Genomic DNA, 18,735 nt, shown 5'->3' with positions numbered 1-18,735 from the left:
AATTTGCCTAAACATATATGTTTTTTCAAATGTGAGGTATTCAGAATGAAGACGTTAACGGTGTTTGACCCGGCAATGTGCTGTAGTACCGGCGTATGTGGCTCAGATGTCGATCAGGTTCTGGTTGATTTTTCTGCTGATGTGCAGTGGCTGAAAGGACGTGGTGTACAGGTTGAACGTTACAACCTGGCGCAGCAGCCCATGAGCTTTGTTCAGAATGAGAAAGCGAAAGCATTCCTCGAAGCATCTGGAGCAGAAGGGCTTCCGCTACTGCTGTTGGACGGTGAAACGGTGATGGCAGGGCGATACCCAAAACGTGCTGAGCTGGCTCGCTGGTTCGGTATTCCGCTGGAGAAGGTAGGGTTAGCTCCCACCAGCTGCTGTGGTGGTAATACTTCCTGTTGCTGAATATGTCAGGAGGACATATGAAATTCTTACAGAATATCCCGCCTTACCTGTTTTTTACCGGTAAGGGAGGTGTAGGTAAAACTTCTATTTCCTGCGCGACGGTAATCCGCCTTGCTGAACAGGGTAAGCGGGTTTTGCTGGTCAGTACCGATCCGGCCTCCAATGTCGGTCAGGTATTCGATCAGGCTATCGGTAATACCATTCGCCCTGTGACGGCAGTTCCTGGGCTTTCTGCTCTGGAGATTGACCCGCAGGAAGCCGCCCAGCAATACCGCGCCAGAATCGTTGATCCTATCAAAGGTCTTCTGCCTGATGATGTTGTTAACAGTATCAGCGAGCAGCTTTCAGGAGCCTGTACCACTGAGATTGCGGCGTTTGATGAGTTCACCGGCTTATTGACAGACGCTTCCCTGCTGACCCGCTTCGATCACATCATTTTTGATACAGCGCCGACGGGCCACACGATTCGCCTTCTCCAGCTTCCCGGTGCCTGGAGTAGCTTCATTGAAAGTAATCCAGATGGTGCTTCCTGTCTTGGCCCAATGGCCGGGCTGGAAAAGCAGCGTGAGCAGTATGCTTATGCGGTAGAGGCGTTATCCGATCCTGAACGTACCCGCCTGGTTCTGGTTGCGCGACTGCAAAAATCTACGCTGCAGGAAGTCGCCCGCACCCATGAAGAACTCGCCGCAATTGGCCTGAAAAACCAATACCTGGTGATTAATGGTGTGCTGCCTAAAGCCGAAGCTGAACATGACGCCCTGGCCGCTGCGATATGGCAACGTGAGCAGGAGGCACTGGCAAATCTTCCTGCCGATTTATCTGGGCTACCGACAGATACCCTATTACTACAGCCAGTCAATATGGTTGGTGTTTCAGCATTGAAGGGACTGCTGGATACCGGTTCTGAGGCATTACCGCTCCCGGTAACGAACATCCAGTACACGCCTGAAAACTTATCGCTCTCTGGCCTGGTCAATGATATCGCTCGCAGCGAACACGGCCTGATTATGCTGATGGGCAAAGGTGGCGTAGGGAAAACCACAATGGCTGCTGCCATCGCCGTAAGGCTGGCAGACATGGGATTTGACGTGCATCTCACGACCTCTGATCCTGCTGCGCACCTAAGTACAACGCTGAACGGCAGCCTCAAAAACCTTCAGGTCAGCCGCATCAACCCTCACGATGAAACCGAACGCTATCGCCAGCATGTTCTTGAGACGAAGGGAAGAGATCTGGACGAAGCTGGGAAACGGCTGCTGGAAGAAGATTTACGCTCCCCTTGCACCGAAGAAATTGCCGTCTTTCAGGCCTTTTCAAGGGTAATTCGTGAAGCAGGTAAGCGCTTTGTGGTCATGGACACGGCACCAACCGGGCATACGCTTTTGCTGCTGGATGCCACTGGGGCGTATCACCGCGAAATTGCCAAAAAAATGGGTGAAAAGGGACATTTCACTACACCAATGATGCAGCTTCAGGACCCAGAGCGAACCAAAGTTCTGCTGGTTACGCTTCCTGAAAACACACCGGTGTTGGAAGCGGCAAACCTGCAGGCTGACCTCGAAAGAGCGGGAATTTATCCGTGGGGCTGGATTATCAATAACAGCCTTTCCATTGCGGATACGCGTTCTCCGTTGCTTTGCCAGCGCGCCCGGCAGGAACGGGCTCAGATTGAGGCTGTTAAGAATCAGCACGCTGAGCGTATAGCGCTTGTTCCGGTGCTGGCGTCAGAGCCCGCCGGTATTGAAAAGCTCAGAGAGTTGATGAGTTAATTTTTTGGCATATACAGGGCGGCAAAGTCGCCCTGTCAGGAGGTTTTATGTTACTGGCAGGCGCTATTTTTGTCCTGACCATTGTTTTGGTTATCTGGCAACCGAAGGGATTAGGGATCGGCTGGAGTGCAATGCTGGGCGCGGGACTGGCTCTGATATCAGGCGTTGTGCATGTGGGTGATATTCCGGTGGTGTGGAATATCGTCTGGAACGCGACGGCGACCTTTATTGCCGTAATTATTATCAGCTTGCTGCTTGATGAGTCCGGTTTTTTCGAATGGGCAGCGCTGCACGTTTCCCGCTGGGGTAACGGTCGCGGACGTTTGCTCTTTACGTATATCGTTCTGCTCGGTGCGGCGGTGGCGGCACTGTTTGCCAACGATGGCGCGGCACTTATTTTGACGCCGATAGTCATTGCCATGCTGCTGGCATTAGGGTTCAGCAAAGGCACCACGCTGGCATTCGTCATGGCTGCCGGTTTTATTGCCGATACGGCCAGCCTGCCGCTTATCGTGTCGAACCTGGTGAATATAGTCTCGGCGGACTTCTTTGGACTGGGCTTCACTGAGTATGCGTCGGTAATGGTGCCGGTGGATATTGCCGCTATTATCGCCACGCTGGTGATGCTGCATCTGTTCTTCCGCAAAGATATTCCACCGACTTACGACCTGGCTCTCCTGAAAGCACCGGCAAAGGCGATTAAAGATCTGGCAACCTTCAGAACCGGCTGGATAGTTTTAATTCTTCTGTTGGTTGGGTTCTTTGTCCTCGAGCCGCTCGGTATTCCCGTTAGCGCGATTGCGGCTGTTGGAGCTGTGATCCTGTTTGCAGTAGCTAAACGAGGTCATGCCATTAACACCGGTAAAGTGCTGCGTGGCGCACCCTGGCAGATCGTCATCTTCTCACTGGGGATGTACCTGGTGGTCTACGGTCTGCGCAACGCCGGGCTAACCGAATACCTTTCAGGTGTGCTGAACGTACTGGCGGATAAAGGACTCTGGGCCGCAACGCTGGGTACTGGCTTCCTGACGGCTTTCCTGTCTTCCATCATGAACAACATGCCTACCGTGCTGGTTGGCGCTCTCTCTATTGATGGCAGCACCGCAACAGGCGTTATCAAAGAGGCGATGATTTATGCCAACGTGATTGGCTGCGATCTGGGACCGAAAATTACACCTATTGGTAGCCTGGCAACGCTGCTCTGGCTGCATGTCCTTTCACAGAAGAACATGACCATCACCTGGGGATACTATTTCCGCACCGGGATCGTCATGACGCTGCCTGTGCTGTTTGTAACGCTGGCCGCGCTGGCGCTACGTCTCTCTTTCACTTTGTAATGAGATACTGATATGAGCAACATCACCATTTATCACAACCCAGCCTGCGGCACGTCGCGTAATACGCTGGAAATGATCCGTAACAGCGGTACTGAACCGACCGTTATTCTTTACCTCGAAAACCCACCTTCGCGCGATGAGCTGGTCAAACTCATTGCAGATATGGGGATCACGGTACGGGCTTTGCTGCGTAAGAACGTCGAGCCGTATGAGGAGCTGGGTCTTGCAGAAGATAAATTTACTGATGACCAGCTCATCGACTTTATGCTGCAACATCCGATTTTGATTAACCGTCCGATTGTGGTGACGCCACTGGGAACTAAACTTTGCCGTCCTTCGGAGGTGGTTCTGGATATCCTTCCGGATGCCCAGAAAGCGGCGTTCACCAAGGAAGATGGTGAAAAAGTCGTTGATGATGCAGGTAAAAGACTGAAATAAAGATGAAGGGGGCATTTGCCCCCTTCATTATTACTTCGCCATTTCTTCCAGCAGGTCAATACCAACTGGCTCTTCGCTCTGTAGCGCTGTTAATGCAATACGCTTTGCATACTGCTCTTCCACATCAGAAATGAGAGGCAGCTCGCGGTTCGCCCTGGTCTTCAGGAAAGGCGAAGACGGTTCAGCAGCTGCCAGGCTGTTATTAACAACCCATGCCCACGGCTCGATGCCAGCTCGACGCAGATCCTGCTGCAGGTTTGCTGCTTCCAGTACAGGTGTCGTTTCGGCAAGCGTCACGATAATCACCTTCGTCTTCTCCGGGTCCTGCAATTGCATCATTGGCGTCAACACATGGTCATGCGTTTGCCCCATCTGGCGCACCATTTCCCGATGATAGGCTCCTGTTGCATCCAGTAGCAGAAGCGTGTGGCCTGTTGGCGCTGTGTCCATAATGACAAAATGATCGTCTGCCTCTTTGATGATCCGCGAGAACGCCTGGAAGACGGCGATCTCTTCAGTACAGGGAGAGCGGAGATCTTCCTCCAGCACCGCCAGCCCTTCTGCATCTAACCCTTTCCCCTGATTTTCCAGAACAAAGCGACGATAGCGTTCCGTCTCTACCTTCGGGTCGATACGGCTGACCTGAAGATTTGGTAGCGAGCCATCCAGAGTATAAGACAGATGTGCTGCCGGATCGGATGTGGTCAGATGGACTTTATGGCCGCGTTTTGCCAGAGATACCGCCACCGATGCCGCAACAGTCGTTTTGCCCACGCCGCCTTTACCCATCGTCATTACCAGACCTTTACCTGTCAGGCTGAGTTCATCAACCAGCGAGGCAAGTTTCGGTAAATCCAGAGTGTTCAGCGTGGTTGTTGGGAGAGACATCGAGGCTTCGCTCTCTGTAAATAACTCACGCAAGGCTTCGAGACCGACCAGATTAAATGGCTTCAGATACAGCTGCGAGCGGGGAAGATTAGCCAGATTATCAGGCATTGCCTGTAGTGCATTTTCTTCCCGAGCCAGAATACTTTGCGCCAGTGGATCATTTTCACCCGCAAACGGCGGCAGCACACCATTTATGGCAAGGTGCTGATGCTGCAAACCGATAGCAGACAGCTCATCATGCGTATGGGATACCTCTTTCAGCGTTGAAGCCTGAGCACGTGCAACCAAAACTAAGCGCGTGAGTGCTGCATCAGACAACGCTTTAACCGCATCGGAGTACTGGTGCTGTTGTTTCTCCAGTCCCACCAGCGGCCCAAGATTAGCGGCGGCATCAGGATTTGCTTCAAGATAACCGCTCCAGGCTCCCGGCAGTTCAAGCATACGGATGGTATGACCGGTTGGCGCTGTATCAAATACGATATGATCATATTTTTCCCGCAACTCATGATTGGTCAACAGACCAGTAAACTCATCAAATGCCGCGATTTCCGTAGTACATGAACCGGAGAGCTGCTCTTCAATGCTTCTGACCACATCGGCTGGCATCAGCTCACGAACGGGGTCAAGCACACGGTCACGATAAGCCTGTGCCGCAGCCATAGGGTCAACTTCCATCGCGGCAAGATTTTCTACGGTATTGATATCTTTGATTCGGTGGCCGATAGTCTGGCTAAATACCTGACCGACATTGGAAGCCGGATCGGTACTCACCAGAAGTGTTCTCTTTCCCTGATCGGCCAGCCATACTGCAGTAGCGCAGGCCAGAGATGTTTTACCCACTCCACCTTTACCGGTGAAGAAGATGAACGGGGGAATGTCTTTTAAAAATGGCATCTTCATCAGTGATAGCTCCTCTGTAATTAAGGCATACGTGGAATGCAGCAGCAGCTTGGTTGTGTGCTGTCTTCACTCCAGTCCTGAGGAAGCTGAATACCGGCCCAACGGGCGATATCTTCACGATTCGGGAGTTTACCTGCCATTACTAGCTTGCCGTCGAGCAAGGTCACTGGAAGGGACTCTAGTCCCGAAGTGTTTAGAAACTCTTTGATGACAGGGTTATTCAGGAACTGCTGCGGGTTTTTCGCAAGGCTGTAGCGCTGAATATCGACGCCATTTTTTTTTGCCCATTCGGCGCTGGCGTTCCATTTCACGGCTTCGTCACTGACCACAACGCTACTGGTTGCGCAGCAGCCTGCTGCTTCAAAGATCTCAATTTTTGACATGGACTGTTTACCTCTGTGTTTAGTCATTTGGCTTTACACTGAGGTAAACGAAGGAGGAGGGGAAAAGATGCGCGATTAATTCATTTTTTTGTGGCAGCAGACAGGAGATGTGTCATCCGCCTCAATTTGGCAGAGTTCTGTCATCGTCTCTTTCAGGTGCTTCCTGGCCCGAAGCAGACGGGATTTAAACGCCGTAAGCGTGATTCCCAGTTCATCGGCCAGAGACTGCTGGGGACGCCGGTTAAGGTCGGACACTTCAATCAACCACCGCTCATCTTCGGGTAAAGCCTGTAATGTTTCAGGCAGGCATATACCCAGCATTGAGATTGCATCAGGGGATGCGTCTGTTAATAGTGCATCTTCTTCCAGCTCAACGAATTCCCTGGTGGTGCGGTACTCATCAATCAGCAGATTCCTCGCAGCCCGATATAGCCAGGCTCGCGGATTCTCCATCTCGCAGAAACTGTCTGAATGAGCACGGGCACGCAGGAATAGCTCCTGCAGCAGGTCAGCTGCTTTTTCGCTATCGCCCGTCTTTGATGTCAGAAAGCGAGAGAGTTCGGCTTCATGTTGTCGCCAGAACACACTCATGCAGTTATTGAATGCCGTTACATCACTCATACCAGCCCTCAAATTTTGCTCTGATTAACCCGCCGGGAAAGTTCTTCTGCCGACTCTTTACGTTCGCTGTAGCGATCGACGAGATAAGCTGAGCTACCTCTGGTCAGCAGAGTAAATTTCACCAGTTCTTCCATCACATCCACGATGCGGTCGTAATAAGACGACGGTTTCATTCGTCCATCTTCATCAAACTCCTGCCAGGCTTTTGCCACAGAGGATTGATTTGGGATGGTGATCATCCGCATCCAGCGGCCAAGAATGCGCATCTGGTTGACGGCATTGAAAGACTGAGAGCCACCGCAGACCTGCATAACGGCCAGTGTTTTACCCTGTGAAGGGCGAACTGCACCTTCTGATAACGGTATCCAATCAATCTGGGCCTTCATGATGCCGGTCATCGCACCATGGCGTTCAGGGGAACACCACACCATCCCTTCGGACCAACGAACCAGCTCGCGCAGTTCCATGACTTTAGGATGCGAGTCAGGCGCATCATCAGGAAGAGGCAAGCCAGAAGGATTGAAGATCCGCACGTCTGCGCCCATTGCGGTCAGTAACCTTGCCGCTTCTTCCGTTGCCAGTCGGCTATAGGAACGTTCGCGCACAGAGCCGTACAACATGAGGATACGTGGAGGATGGGGAACGGCAGGAACACCGAATCTTGCCTCTGTGATTGAGGTGTCGAACAAACCCGAATCAACATTCTTAAGATCACCTGTCATTTTAGTTCTCCGTCTTCTGGGGCATGGTGAGGCAGTCGTCAGTTCCTGAGCAGCATTCTTCGGTCAGGAAGGCAATCAGAGCCTCAAGGTTTTCATATCGAGCATGGCAAAAGAGCGTTCTGCCCTGACGTTCCTGGCGTACCAGAGAGACTGATATCAGCGATGAGAGATGATGGCTCAGCGTAGAGGCAGGGATGTCGAGCCGCTTCTGCAGTTCGCCAACCGGTAACCCTTTATGTCCGGCTTTAACCAGCTCTCTGTACACGCTCAGTCGTGTAGGATGACCCAGCTCTTTCAGGGTGTCTGCTGCTTTTGAAAGCTCCATTTGCATTTTATTTCTATATTTCCGGAATTGTGGAAATAATAACTTATTTTCCCAGGAAACCATAGTCAACATGCCTGAGAGTCAAACTGGAGAAACGACTTAATCTGCAACGGAGGTTCCAGTGGTCACGATGCTTAACCTGAGTTGAAGGGCTGTTCCACTGCTGGTATCGGCAGAGTTAGCCCTTTGGCAGTAGAGCGATGAGGCTTTACTTAACTGCTCAAGCGCTCTCAAACGCCAGCCACGCCGCTCGGCATCACTACATCATCCAGCCAGGCTATCCCGGCAGACCCTAAGCCGGGTGATGTATAAACTGTATTCCGCCACCTTTACCACGATCGTGTTCTCTGGCTGTTTCATTTTTGATTTCCCTTGTTTGACAGGTATGAGAAATACCCGGCAGCTCTCCTGTCGGGTATAAATGGAGTTGTGGATTTGCTGATTCACTGCGGTTGGAGCGACAAGCTTCAAGTGTGCTGGTCCGGTCACGACTGCGAGGACATTATTTGTCGCCGTAATAACGGGGTTTGTACAGGATGCAGAGCCAGTTGCGTAGCCGTAGGATCAGGGGCCTGGCTTACGTGGACGCCCTGCCGCTGAGCGTGGAGGAACGTCATTACAGCCGTATGCACACAAACCTTCTTTTTGTTCTTCCTTAGCCAGATAGCTCAGAACATGACGGATATTGTTAATGCTTTCCGGATCGTTATACCGAACAGGTATATTGATATTTCCAGAATACTGCGGCCGATATTCACATCGGTGCGATACGCCGTCCCGGTGCGTTATTTCCTCCCAAAGTGTATTTGCTGTAAGGGCAAAGGGATAAGAGTGCTGTGTTTTTTGTCTGTCCAGCCAGAATACGACATGCGCATGGTATCTATGTCGTTCAGTCCATTCGACAACCCAGAAATAGCCCACCACACCTTTCTCTTTTGTCATTTTCTCCATTAGTTCACGCAAGTCATGTTCAAGTGTTTGGTGATTTAAGTGTGAATACCTGGCACTTTCCTTTTGGTAGAAAAAATCCATACGTAATGCCAAAAGGCATGAGTATCTGTATATCATTTCATCGATGTGTGCATTGAGAAGTGAAGTCAGGAACCAGTCTTCATTAAAAGTTCTATCTGAATTTTTAAGCATGATTATTCCACTGCATATGATGAGAGAGGTCAGTACAAGCACTAATTTAATGATATTTCATGCAAGGCTTTTCTTTAAGCCAATACTGAACTGATACTTAAATTAATTATCACTTTAAAAAGATGATAGTGGTTGTTGAAATATTGTTTACGAGGGTGCTTGAACGGGCTTTGATAGTAAGCGATGAATATAAGAACAAATGAGAGTGAGTATAATTATATTAAAAAACCTATATTAAATTACGTAACCTTCCTGTGTAAAACACCAACATTAAAGGTTCTAACCTCGAGATGCTTGTATTCTATCCAGCATCCATTTTTCCACTTCGCTTTTTAGCCAGCGTGAGCTACGCCCCAGTTTAATTGGTGCAGGGAACGCATTTTCTGAAATTAATCGGTAGAACCATTTATCGGTCATGTTTGTATAGCCAGTGATGAATGTCATATCAACGAGCTGATCATTCAGTAAAGATGTGGTTGTTTGGGTACTGGATGATATCGGATGAGTTTTGTTTGTCATGGTAATGCTCCCGCGATTTAGTGTGAGTTCGGGAGAGGGCCAGTTGCCATCGATAGAGTAACGGGCATCCTTCTCATACCATCAGCTGATAAGTAGAAAATTACATCAGCTAGTTCTCACCAGCTAGTAGTGCTGTCAGGACACAACGTGTCCAGCCCTGTACCCTGATAATAAGAACAGAACTGACGTGAGCTACATTCGCGGTGCGCGTGACAATGTAAAACATAGTGAATGCCTGCCACAAATTTATGTATGCTGTACAAGTTTATGAATGTTCATTTTTACCTGGTAAATCGCCGGAACCCCCTTTATTTTAGAGGTTGGCGTCGATTTTACTCTTACAAAAAACTTACAATTTTCGAGCTATTTTCATTCAAAATAAAAACTTGTTTACTTCATAATCGATTCATTATACATACTGTTTATGGTGGATTTTACTACATGAGGTAACGGTGAGCGATAGTGATAATGAGAATTATTATCCAAAAGGGATTGGTAAACTGGGCGCTGAAGAATTAGCAAGGCCAGAAGAACCTCTCCTTGAGGGAGGGAGCCGCTTTACCAGTCCTGAGAGAGAATTTAGTATCGACTCTTGGCCAGAAGGTGAGTCTGCGCAGGCGGCCGAGGATTCTGATATTGAAGTCAGGACAGGAGAACCGATCTCAAGCCCCCCGGTGTCTGAAAGCAGTAATAACGCCACCAGGGGTGATGAAGCTTTTAAGCGTTTAATGCAAAATATGCAGGCCGGGGAAAAACGCAATGTTAAAACTAAAAGTCTTCATGGTGAAGATTCTTCATGTCTACAAGACGTCGATTTAAAGTGGTTGAAGGGGGCGGTTAATTCACGTGCTATTTTTTGGTTCTGGGCGTATATACGAAAAGCCTCTGCCCGGGAGCTTTATTTACCTGAAGATACGGCTGTGTTAATTCCGGAATGGGATCAAAGAGAGGAAAACTTATATTCTTTTTTCAGACTATCTGGTAATCCAACGAGTTCAGCTGAAAGAAGTCGGGTAATTATTACCTTTATGAATAAACTGTCTTGTTCCCTCAGTCCATATCAAAGTAAGAAAACATTCGATTATATTCGTAGTATCTGGCTTGTTTTTAATAGTCAGGTTCAAAGCCCCAGATGGTTAAAGAAAAATGATAATGAAGGCATTGAGTGGGCATGGTCGTATTTATCAAAGAAAAAGGATATAAAAAGAAATGTTCTGTCCTGGTTTAAACCCGCAGACCTTAATGAGCGATACATTGGTGTAATGGGCGCGATTGATTGCTGGGCCATCCCGAATAAACTGGATGTGGAAAATTACAGAAAATTTCTGGATGATAAAAGTGCACTCCTGAAAAAAATGAGTGATTCTTTTAAGCAACGAAAAAGAAGGTCTGGAAAACATGATTTGACAATCTCTGCCAAAGCCAGCAAGGAATTATCTGAGTTAGCAGTGGCACTTAATAAAAAAGAGATTAAAGTTATTGAAAAACTTATTCATGATGAGTATCTAAGATATAAAAGCAAGCTTTTTGATTACAAAAATCCATCCTAGACAGGCAACGATAACTCCAAAAAATATAACGCCTACATTACTCATGTGAGTCGCCGGGAGAAAAATTTCCCGGCATAGTTTTTTCACAGGAGTAAATCATGCCTCAAATCCCCGATCCGCAGGATACCAGTGATGTGGTGCGTACCTGCCTCAATCTCTTACCCCGGCAGGCTACTGAACGTATTCTGTCCCGCCTCCAGGAGGCGATTAACTATGAACCCGTGATAGGCATCATGGGCAAAAGTGGTGCGGGCAAGAGTTCATTATGCAACGCGCTTTTTCAGCAACCCGTCTGTCTGACCAGTGATTTGCTAGGCTGCACCCGGGAACCCCAGCGTCTGTTACTCACCGTTGGTGAGCGCAGCATGACACTGGTGGATTTGCCTGGGGTGGGCGAGACACCGGAATACGACGAGGAATATCTGGCGCTCTATAAGGCGTTGCTGGTAGAGCTGGATTTGATTATCTGGGTACTGCGTGCCGATGACCGTGCCCGGGCAACGGATATCACGGCATACAGGGCACTGATGGAAGCAGGTGCCGACCCTTCACGTTTCCTGTTTGTACTGACTCAGGCCGACCGCATTCCACCCCTCAGGGATGGTGAGCCCTGGCAGGCATCTCCTTCTTCTGAACAATGCCTTTCATTGGCTTCAGTCAGTGCGCAGGTTGCCGGTCAGTTGCCGTCCTCTTTCCCGGTCATGGCTGTCTCTGCACATACCGGCTATAACCTGCCCGCCCTGGTGGAGTTGATTGTGTATGCCTTGCCCGTACAGGCCAGCAGTGCCGTGTATTGCCAGCTGAAACCAGAACATCAGACCCCGGACACTGACGCCGCTGTACGGCAGCAGTTTGGTGAGGCAGCGGGTAAGGCTTTTGACACGGTGATTAATCCTGACCACCTGCCTTCTGTCTGGACTGCTCTGTTAAGGAGTCTCCGACAAAAATTAGTGCAACTTGCCACGACATTATGGGACCGAGTATTTGGCTGAAATCCGCCGCTTTATCCCTCAATTACCACATTCAAAAAACAGTACATTGATCTGTAAAAACGATCGATAATAGAATATCGATCGCTTTTATCTATTAAAATATCGATGTATAAGCCCCCTATTGATCGCTTTTACCTATCAAAGCAAAGGGATATTTCTTTCTCAAAAGTGTTCATGAGCACGACGAACAGGGACGTTGACGTGATGGTCCGGATACAAAGATGCATCAGGTTCTGTGTACCGCGTCCCCCGTTGCCGCTTCTGATTCATTAATAAGGTGACATATGAAAATTCAGACCGTGATTGCACTTGTTTTGTCAGCCATTTCGGTTTCTGCTCAGGCGGGTAACTGGGCTGTGAAAAACGGCTGGTGCCAGACGCTGACCGATAATGGTCAGGCACTGGTGATGCTAAAAAACAATACCATTGGCATCTTTGGTCAGTTGCAGGGCTGCCCCAATGGCCCGCAGGAGCTGATGGGGAGTCGCATCAATGTAAACGGCAATCTGGTACCCACGTCTCAGTTGTGCAACCAGCAAACAGGATTTAAGGCTGTTGAGGTTGAAGGTGGGCAGGCACCTGCAGCCGCCAGAAAGGCAATTGCTTCGATTGCAGGTCAGGAAACATCGACCCTTCAGGTCTTTGGTGCGCAACTGACATTCACCCGCGGGGACATGATGACGGTCTGCCCGAAATACGTATCTGGCCTTGCTGCCAGTGCCGGTAGTCGAGCGCCGGAGATTAACAAAGGCTCAGTCATGAAAGCGGCCAAAGAAGCGTACACGAAAGAGTATGACCGTGACACGGCTGAGGCCGCTGATTTTGGCAGCTACAAAGTGGAGGGAAATACTGTGGTTTATGAGGTCTACAATGCCGGGTATCGTACCTACGATAAGGTGGTGGTGACCGTTGGTGCTGATGGTAAGGCCACCGGTGCCAGGGTTGAATACATGGGGCAATAACGTCTTATCCGCCACGCCATTTTTAATGTTAAAGGCCATGTTCCTTCGGGAGCGTGGCCTTTTCTTTTTATACCGATAAACGCACAAAGGAGTGAATTATGCGATTAGCATCCCGCTTTGGTGCGGTGAACCTTGTTCGCCGTGACCGTCCCTTAACCCGTGATGAACTTGCTCACTATGTTCCCAGCGTGTTCAGTGAGGAAAAGCATGAATCGCGCAGCGAGCGCTATACCTGCATCCCGACCATCACTCTGTTGGATAACCTGCAGCGCGAAGGTTTTCAGCCGTTCTTTGCCTGCCAGACCCGTGTGCGTAACCCCGACAAGCGGGAACACACCAAACATATGCTACGTCTGCGCCGCGAAGGGCAGATTACCGGTAAACAGGTGCCGGAAATTATCCTGCTTAACAGCCATGACGGTTCTAGTTCCTACCAGATGCTGCCGGGACTGTTCCGAGCGGTCTGTCAGAACGGACTGATTTGCGGCGAGAGCTTTGGAGAGGTGCGAGTGCCCCATAAGGGCAACGTGGTGGAAAAGGTTATCGAAGGGGCTTACGAGGTGCTTGGGGTGTTTGACAGGGTGGAGGAAAAACGCGACGCCATGCAGTCACTAATGCTTCCGCCACCAGCACAACAGGCATTGGCAAAAGCTGCACTGACATATCGCTTTGGCGAGGAGCATCAGCCCGTGACGGAATCACAGCTATTGGCCCCTCGTCGCTGGCAGGATGAGTCCGGAGATCTCTGGACAACTTATCAGCGTATTCAGGAGAACCTAATCAAAGGTGGTTTGAACGGTCACAATGCAAAAGGAGGACGCACACATACACGTGCAATTAAAGGTATTGATGGTGATGTGAAGCTGAATCGAGCTCTGTGGGTGATGGCAGAAAATATGCTGCAACTCGCCTCATGAACGATATCTCCGTGTTTGTTTATAGCCCTGTAGCTGGTTGTTACGGGGCTTTTTCTTTTAAGGAGCCACCATGTCCGAACTGATTTTACCTTCGGTCTTCCCGATGAATGAGCAACGTACCATCCGTCGTGCCCTGCGATTACTGGAGAAATATCAGCGGCAGCCCAGTGAGTCGTTCCTAGCCGCTAGTTTCGCGAAAAAATGGTTACAGCTCTATTTGGCAAAGCAGGAGCGCGAAGTCTTTGTTGTTATCTATCTCGATAATCAACATCGTCTGCTGGAGCATGAAACGCTCTTCCTCGGCACGATTAACCATACCGAAATTCATCCTCGCGAAATTGTGAAATTTGCACTACGTCATAATGCAGCTGCGGTAATCATCTCTCATAACCACCCCTCTGGCATTACCGATGCCAGTAAAGCTGACAGAGCTATTACGTCCAGGATTAGAGAGGCGCTGGGTCTGGTCGATGTCCGGCTACTGGATCATTTCATCATTGGTGATGGTGAAGCGTTGTCGTTTGCTGAGCATGGATGGCTATAAGAAGAGGAAGGGCTAATGAAAATCATCAGTAAGCGTCAGGCGATGGCAATTTATCGTCTGCATCCTGAATCCCGATTGTTTCAATTCTGTACCGGGAAATATTGCTGGTTCGGGAGCGTCTGCCATTACTACGGTCGTGAAGTTCCGGATATCAAGGGTGTTCTGGCTGTCTTTGCCGAGCGACGCAAGGACCGGAACGGAACGTATGTCTCTCTGCGCAGCGTCACTCTCAATTAACCTTATTAAAGGAGCTTCAGATGTCGAGTAAGACACTGACAGTGAATGATGATACAGCTGAGCCCTGGTGGGGGCTGAATCGTAATGTCATTCCTTGTTTTGGTGCACGTCTGGTCCAGGAAGGTAACCGCCTACATTACCTGTCTGACCGCGCCAGCATAACAGGTCAGTTCAATAAAGCGGATTTGCTCCATCTTGACCAGGCATTTCCTGTTCTGCTGAAGCAGGCGGAGCTCATGCTTACCAGCGGCGAACTGAATCCCCGACACCAGCATAGCGTCACCCTCTATGCAAAGGGGTTGACCTGCGAAGCTGATACGCTGGGTTCCTGTGGTCACGTCTATATCTCCATTTATCCTACTCAACGCTAATTAACTTTAGAACTCACTTTTACGAGAACAACTCATGAATACTTTACCTGCAATAAACCAGCGGGCTGTTCAGACATGCTTATCACCCGTGGTTGTCTGGCAAATGCTGCTTGCTCGACTACTTGAGCAGCACTATGGCCTGACCTTAAATGACACGCCGTTCAGCGATGAGGCTGTTATTAAAAGACATATCGAAGCTGGTATCACGCTTGTCGATGCTGTTAATTTTCTGGTGGAGAAGTACGAATTGATCCGTATCGATCGCAGAGGATTTAGCTCACAGGGACAAGTGCCATATTTGACCGTGACAGATATCCTTCATGCCAGGAGAGAATGTGGATTAACGAACAGTTGTCCTTATCGGTAAGTAATATTGTTCTTAGCCGATCGCGGCAGTGAGGTGTACTTCAATAGCTGAGAAAATTTATACGGTCTGTGAAGATATTAGTGGGATTAGCGACTCGATGAAAGGCTCATCGAGTCGCATAAAAAAACAAGATGGGGGCATAAATGGGGGCATTTATAAAGATGAAACAAGAAAAATTGTATATTTATCAAATGTTTTTTGTGGTGTGTTATGTTCCTATTATCGCACCATTTCAAACGCTTCCCCAGTCTATCGAAATCAACTTAAAGCCCGCAAACCACGCTTTATAGCTACCCTTATGGTTCCAATAGACCGAAGAAAGTCCCCCCAATTCATTCAGGCTTCACGCTTTACTCGTTCGCTTTATGCGCCCAGGCCGGCATTGCCGTCAGATAACGCTTCGCCCGCTTTTGCGCTTCTTCCGGGCCGACTTTTTGCCAGGAATCGAGGAAGCTTGCCAGGCCGGATACCGCTTCTTCCCAGGATTTAAGATTGCCGTTGCTGTCGCTACAGTACGCGCAATATTTATCGCTGGCGCTTTGTGCATCGGGTGCCGACATCGGCATTCCGCAAGCCTGACAGAACTGTTCATGTTGTGACATAGGATGCTCCTTAGGGTGGCATTGTTGATTAATAAACATACTGAATATGCATTGTGCAGGTGATGCATCAGATCAACGCTCAGGCGACATCTTGTGTTCCCGGCATCCGGTGTAAGAGATGCCGGGAACCTGTTGTTATCTGGCGATAAGCGCGAATACGCCCCAGCCAAAGTATTCCCGCGTGTACGTGACGTGGCGTTTTGGCGAGAGGTTAAGCTCGGCCCTGACTTCCGCTGCGAACTCGTCGTCAGGGTTGGCTTCCAGCCAGCGGCGCTGGGTCAGCCATTTAGCCGCCTCATACCGGTCCCACCCTTCCTGGTCGGCAAGGACCATTTCCACCACGTCGTAGCCGAGGTCGTCGAACGCGCTGACAAGCCCTGGGAGTGTGAGAAAATCGGCTTGAGAGCTAACGCCACAAGCCTGGGCTATCTCCTCCGATGCCGGTAGCTGACGCCAGTAAGGTTCACCGATGAGCATAATCCCGCCCGGTTCGAGGCTTTGCGCCAGCAGCCCAACCGTCCCGGTAAACCCACCGGCAATCCATGTAGCGCCGACGCAGGCGGCCACATCACATTTTTCTTCTGCCACATATCCGGCGGCGTCGTTATGAATGAAGTGAACCTGGCCGCTGACTCTGAGTTCTTCCGCTCGTTGTTTTGCCTGCGCAGTGAAGAGTGGGCTCATGTCGATACCCGTACCCGTAATGCCGTGATCGCGGGCCCAGGTGCAGAGCATCTCCCCTGAGCCACTGCCAAGGTCAAGGATTCGCATCCCCGGTTTCATACGCAATACGCGGCCCAGCGTGGCGTATTTTTCTGAGGTAAAGGGGTTATGAATGCGGTGTTCGCTTTCGCTAATCGTAAAAATACGTGGGATATCCATAAGTGAATTCCTGTTATTGGGTTAGGCCTGTGAAAGGATGTGCTGTCATAGACACTCTCCTTAGCGGTTATCAAGCTGAGCGCGAACGTTATTCAGCCCGGTGGTGTTAATTCGATAGGGCTGACCGTTGACGGACTTGATAAGCTTTTTGGTTTTGAGTTTTTTGAACGTGGCGAGAGTGCAGTCGGTAAGCAACAGCCCTTCTCGGGTGTAGCATTCAACGGCGGTGACGCGGCCTGATGCATCGCGGACGTGCGCGATTCGGCCACCTTTGGCGAGAACGTGTAAGGTACGTTGTTCCTGACGGGATAAATTCATACTGGAAAACCTGTTTAATCATCATGTGCAAAACGTGCAAACACACTGCGGTGTCCGCATTCGATTTCGGCGCATTGATAATCAGTCCGGCCTGAAAAGGTCGGGAAGCTGATTATCGGATGATTACATTCTCCAGCATCAAAGCCTCGGGTTGAGTTGAAAGGTATTTACGGGGTGAATGATAACACGTAGTTTTTAAGTGGGTATCTGCAAGGTGGAAAAGTGTGACCTGGTGCGGAAAATGTTATTCGGCCTGTGTGCCGCGAAGTTAGCGATGAGCCGACGTTGAGAGATCAGGGGAGTAACGGGCGAAACCTTCTGGCTACACCGCTTCTCCCCATCTACGCTCTATGATGTCATTCACTCAAACCAAGGCCTTTCTCCATGAGCGAAGTTAAGATCGTAGCCACACTCACGCCTCTCCCCGAACACCTCGACGCCGTTCGCAATGCCGCGAAAGCCATGGTGCCGCTTACCCATCAGGAAGCCGGATGCCTGCAGTACGATCTTCACGAAAGTAGGGCGATTGCGGACGTGCGGGTGCTGGCAAACGAAGGCAAAGTGTCGTTCGTATTTATTGAGCGCTGGAAATCAGAGGACGATTTGAAAAAGCATGTTGCGATGTCCTATCACGACGATTTTCTGGCGATTCTTGATGGCAAGCTGGAAAGTTTGAACGTGCAGCGGCTGAGATCGCTATAAGTCAGCAAGAATAGGGGAGCGGCAAGATGCCGCTCCCTGAGTCATCAGAATTTTGGGAATACCCAAACGTGTTTTTCCGGCAGCGATAGATGGCCGTGTTGCGGCCAGAGCAGAAGGATCATCTGAAAAGCCTATCGTGCGAAAATACGAACCGTAACCGAGTGACCGCAGAGTTGTGAGCTACCTATATTCTTCGGGTCAAAGCCAGACGAATCCCTAAGCCAATAAATGCCGTGCCAACGATACGATCCAGCAGTCGTTGCAGCATTCTGTTCTGCGATACCGCTCCCGCCGCACCGCCAGCGAGAATGGCAAAGGTGGCATCGGTCATAAAACCAATCAGCGCGTAAACCATGCCGAGGACCAGGAACGACGCGGCGTGGTGCTCACCGTTTGGCGTGACGAACTGTGGAAAGAACGAGATAAAGAACAGGATAACCTTCGGGTTGGTTAGCGTGGTGATAAACCCTTTCGACAGTAAACTGCTCAGGTCTGCCTGCATCTTACGCGGCGCGGGGTTTTCGCTATCCGCTGCTTTGCTGGAAAACGATCCGATCAGCATTTTGCCGCCTAGATACATCAGGTAAACCGCGCCCATATATTTCACGAGAGTAAACATCAACGGCGATGTGCTGATAAGCGCCGTCAGCCCGACCACGCTGGCAATGGCGTGCGTACAGCTACCCAGCGCGACGCCGGTGGCGGAGATAACGCCCGCACGGCGACCGTTAACGACGCTCTGGCCAACGACGTAGGCCATGTCCGGCCCCGGAGTCACGGAAAGCAGCAGGACCGATAGGCTAAACAGCCAAAGATTGGTGATATCCAGCATGAAAAC

Annotated in this window: 24 protein-coding genes; 13 read left to right on the top strand and 11 right to left on the bottom strand. The window is 50.0% G+C overall.

Annotation, left to right across the window (positions count from 1 at the left end; genetic code table 11):
• Window positions 1-45 precede the first annotated feature (45 nt).
• Genes arsD through arsC form a run of 4 tightly spaced genes read left to right on the top strand, consistent with a single transcriptional unit; the run spans window position 46 to window position 3,952 of the window.
• Complete coding sequence (gene arsD, locus ACH1XZ_RS20500; RefSeq protein WP_000855179.1) at window positions 46-408, top strand: arsenite efflux transporter metallochaperone ArsD; 363 nt, start codon at window positions 46-48, stop codon at window positions 406-408.
• Window positions 409-425: 17 nt separating this feature from the next.
• Window positions 426-2,177, top strand: a complete 1,752-nt coding sequence (gene arsA / locus ACH1XZ_RS20495; protein WP_395596953.1) for an arsenite efflux transporter ATPase subunit ArsA — start codon at window positions 426-428, stop codon at window positions 2,175-2,177.
• Between the two features lie 47 nt (window positions 2,178-2,224).
• A complete protein-coding gene (gene arsB / locus ACH1XZ_RS20490) occupies window positions 2,225-3,514 on the top strand; it encodes an arsenite efflux transporter membrane subunit ArsB (protein WP_023305191.1) in 1,290 nt (429 codons plus the stop codon).
• Between the two features lie 12 nt (window positions 3,515-3,526).
• The gene (gene arsC / locus ACH1XZ_RS20485) at window positions 3,527-3,952 is read left to right on the top strand and encodes a glutaredoxin-dependent arsenate reductase (RefSeq protein ID WP_395596952.1); all 426 of its coding nucleotides are present in this window, start codon (window positions 3,527-3,529) and stop codon (window positions 3,950-3,952) included.
• 30 nt (window positions 3,953-3,982) lie between these two features.
• Here arsC and arsA (ACH1XZ_RS20480) read toward each other — a convergent pair whose 3' ends face one another.
• From arsA (ACH1XZ_RS20480) to ACH1XZ_RS20450, 7 genes are all read right to left on the bottom strand, one after another.
• Window positions 3,983-5,740: an arsenical pump-driving ATPase gene (gene arsA, locus ACH1XZ_RS20480; protein ID WP_395596951.1), complete on the bottom strand. Its 1,758-nt coding sequence runs from the start codon at window positions 5,738-5,740 to the stop codon at window positions 3,983-3,985.
• A 20-nt stretch (window positions 5,741-5,760) separates the two neighbouring features.
• Window positions 5,761-6,123, bottom strand: a complete 363-nt coding sequence (locus ACH1XZ_RS20475; RefSeq protein WP_024273795.1) for an arsenic metallochaperone ArsD family protein — start codon at window positions 6,121-6,123, stop codon at window positions 5,761-5,763.
• Window positions 6,124-6,198: 75 nt separating this feature from the next.
• Window positions 6,199-6,744, bottom strand: coding sequence for a sigma-70 family RNA polymerase sigma factor (locus tag ACH1XZ_RS20470; RefSeq protein WP_395596950.1), 546 nt, complete (start codon window positions 6,742-6,744; stop codon window positions 6,199-6,201).
• 8 nt (window positions 6,745-6,752) lie between these two features.
• Entirely contained in the window at window positions 6,753-7,466 is a 714-nt protein-coding gene (gene arsH / locus ACH1XZ_RS20465; RefSeq protein WP_395596949.1) for an arsenical resistance protein ArsH, read from the bottom strand.
• Between the two features lies 1 nt (window position 7,467).
• Entirely contained in the window at window positions 7,468-7,791 is a 324-nt protein-coding gene (locus ACH1XZ_RS20460) for an ArsR/SmtB family transcription factor (RefSeq protein ID WP_038423487.1), read from the bottom strand.
• Window positions 7,792-8,355: 564 nt separating this feature from the next.
• On the bottom strand, window positions 8,356-8,934 hold the full coding sequence (locus tag ACH1XZ_RS20455; protein ID WP_395596948.1) for a rolling circle replication-associated protein: 579 nt from the start codon (window positions 8,932-8,934) through the stop codon (window positions 8,356-8,358).
• A gap of 279 nt (window positions 8,935-9,213) precedes the next feature.
• Window positions 9,214-9,453: a helix-turn-helix transcriptional regulator gene (locus tag ACH1XZ_RS20450; RefSeq protein WP_048215604.1), complete on the bottom strand. Its 240-nt coding sequence runs from the start codon at window positions 9,451-9,453 to the stop codon at window positions 9,214-9,216.
• Window positions 9,454-9,905: 452 nt separating this feature from the next.
• Here ACH1XZ_RS20450 and ACH1XZ_RS20445 point away from each other — a divergent pair, with 452 nt between their 5' ends.
• The 8 genes from ACH1XZ_RS20445 to ACH1XZ_RS20410 all read left to right on the top strand — a co-directional run bounded on the left by ACH1XZ_RS20445 (window position 9,906) and on the right by ACH1XZ_RS20410 (window position 15,393).
• Window positions 9,906-11,003, top strand: a complete 1,098-nt coding sequence (locus ACH1XZ_RS20445; RefSeq protein WP_395596947.1) for a hypothetical protein — start codon at window positions 9,906-9,908, stop codon at window positions 11,001-11,003.
• Window positions 11,004-11,101: 98 nt separating this feature from the next.
• Complete coding sequence (locus ACH1XZ_RS20440) at window positions 11,102-11,995, top strand: GTPase family protein (protein ID WP_395596946.1); 894 nt, start codon at window positions 11,102-11,104, stop codon at window positions 11,993-11,995.
• Window positions 11,996-12,279: 284 nt separating this feature from the next.
• Window positions 12,280-12,957 carry a hypothetical protein gene (locus ACH1XZ_RS20435; protein WP_395596945.1) on the top strand — a complete coding sequence of 226 codons (678 nt, stop codon included), beginning with the start codon at window positions 12,280-12,282 and terminating at the stop codon, window positions 12,955-12,957.
• A gap of 95 nt (window positions 12,958-13,052) precedes the next feature.
• Window positions 13,053-13,874 (top strand): DUF932 domain-containing protein, encoded by an 822-nt coding sequence (locus ACH1XZ_RS20430; RefSeq protein WP_164722837.1) that lies wholly within the window; start codon window positions 13,053-13,055, stop codon window positions 13,872-13,874.
• A gap of 70 nt (window positions 13,875-13,944) precedes the next feature.
• A complete protein-coding gene (gene radC / locus ACH1XZ_RS20425) occupies window positions 13,945-14,418 on the top strand; it encodes a RadC family protein (RefSeq protein ID WP_213784193.1) in 474 nt (157 codons plus the stop codon).
• Between the two features lie 15 nt (window positions 14,419-14,433).
• Entirely contained in the window at window positions 14,434-14,655 is a 222-nt protein-coding gene (locus tag ACH1XZ_RS20420; RefSeq protein ID WP_213784191.1) for a DUF987 domain-containing protein, read from the top strand.
• A 20-nt stretch (window positions 14,656-14,675) separates the two neighbouring features.
• Window positions 14,676-15,026, top strand: coding sequence for a type IV toxin-antitoxin system YeeU family antitoxin (locus ACH1XZ_RS20415; protein ID WP_004129347.1), 351 nt, complete (start codon window positions 14,676-14,678; stop codon window positions 15,024-15,026).
• Between the two features lie 34 nt (window positions 15,027-15,060).
• Window positions 15,061-15,393, top strand: coding sequence for a TA system toxin CbtA family protein (locus ACH1XZ_RS20410; protein ID WP_213784189.1), 333 nt, complete (start codon window positions 15,061-15,063; stop codon window positions 15,391-15,393).
• A 350-nt stretch (window positions 15,394-15,743) separates the two neighbouring features.
• Here the strand turns inward: ACH1XZ_RS20410 and ACH1XZ_RS20405 are convergent, their stop codons facing one another.
• The 3 genes from ACH1XZ_RS20405 to ACH1XZ_RS20395 form a co-directional block, all read right to left on the bottom strand.
• Entirely contained in the window at window positions 15,744-15,995 is a 252-nt protein-coding gene (locus tag ACH1XZ_RS20405; RefSeq protein WP_395596944.1) for a zinc ribbon domain-containing protein, read from the bottom strand.
• 135 nt (window positions 15,996-16,130) lie between these two features.
• Window positions 16,131-16,877 (bottom strand): SAM-dependent methyltransferase, encoded by a 747-nt coding sequence (locus tag ACH1XZ_RS20400; protein ID WP_395596943.1) that lies wholly within the window; start codon window positions 16,875-16,877, stop codon window positions 16,131-16,133.
• Window positions 16,878-16,937: 60 nt separating this feature from the next.
• On the bottom strand, window positions 16,938-17,195 hold the full coding sequence (locus ACH1XZ_RS20395) for a YjhX family toxin (RefSeq protein ID WP_004131894.1): 258 nt from the start codon (window positions 17,193-17,195) through the stop codon (window positions 16,938-16,940).
• A 384-nt stretch (window positions 17,196-17,579) separates the two neighbouring features.
• On the opposite strand from ACH1XZ_RS20395, the gene ACH1XZ_RS20390 reads away from it, so the two are divergent.
• Entirely contained in the window at window positions 17,580-17,897 is a 318-nt protein-coding gene (locus ACH1XZ_RS20390) for a putative quinol monooxygenase (protein WP_395596942.1), read from the top strand.
• Window positions 17,898-18,081: 184 nt separating this feature from the next.
• Here ACH1XZ_RS20390 and ACH1XZ_RS20385 read toward each other — a convergent pair whose 3' ends face one another.
• Window positions 18,082-18,729 (bottom strand): LysE family translocator, encoded by a 648-nt coding sequence (locus tag ACH1XZ_RS20385; protein WP_395596941.1) that lies wholly within the window; start codon window positions 18,727-18,729, stop codon window positions 18,082-18,084.
• Between the last annotated feature and the right edge of the window lie 6 nt (window positions 18,730-18,735).

It is taken from the genome of Kluyvera chengduensis (assembly GCF_044197065.1).
In the GTDB taxonomy this organism is placed as follows: Bacteria; Pseudomonadota; Gammaproteobacteria; order Enterobacterales; family Enterobacteriaceae; genus Kluyvera; species Kluyvera ascorbata_C.
The sequence above is the reverse complement of the archived record's forward strand: the minus strand, read 5'-3'. Positions and strand labels throughout refer to the sequence as shown.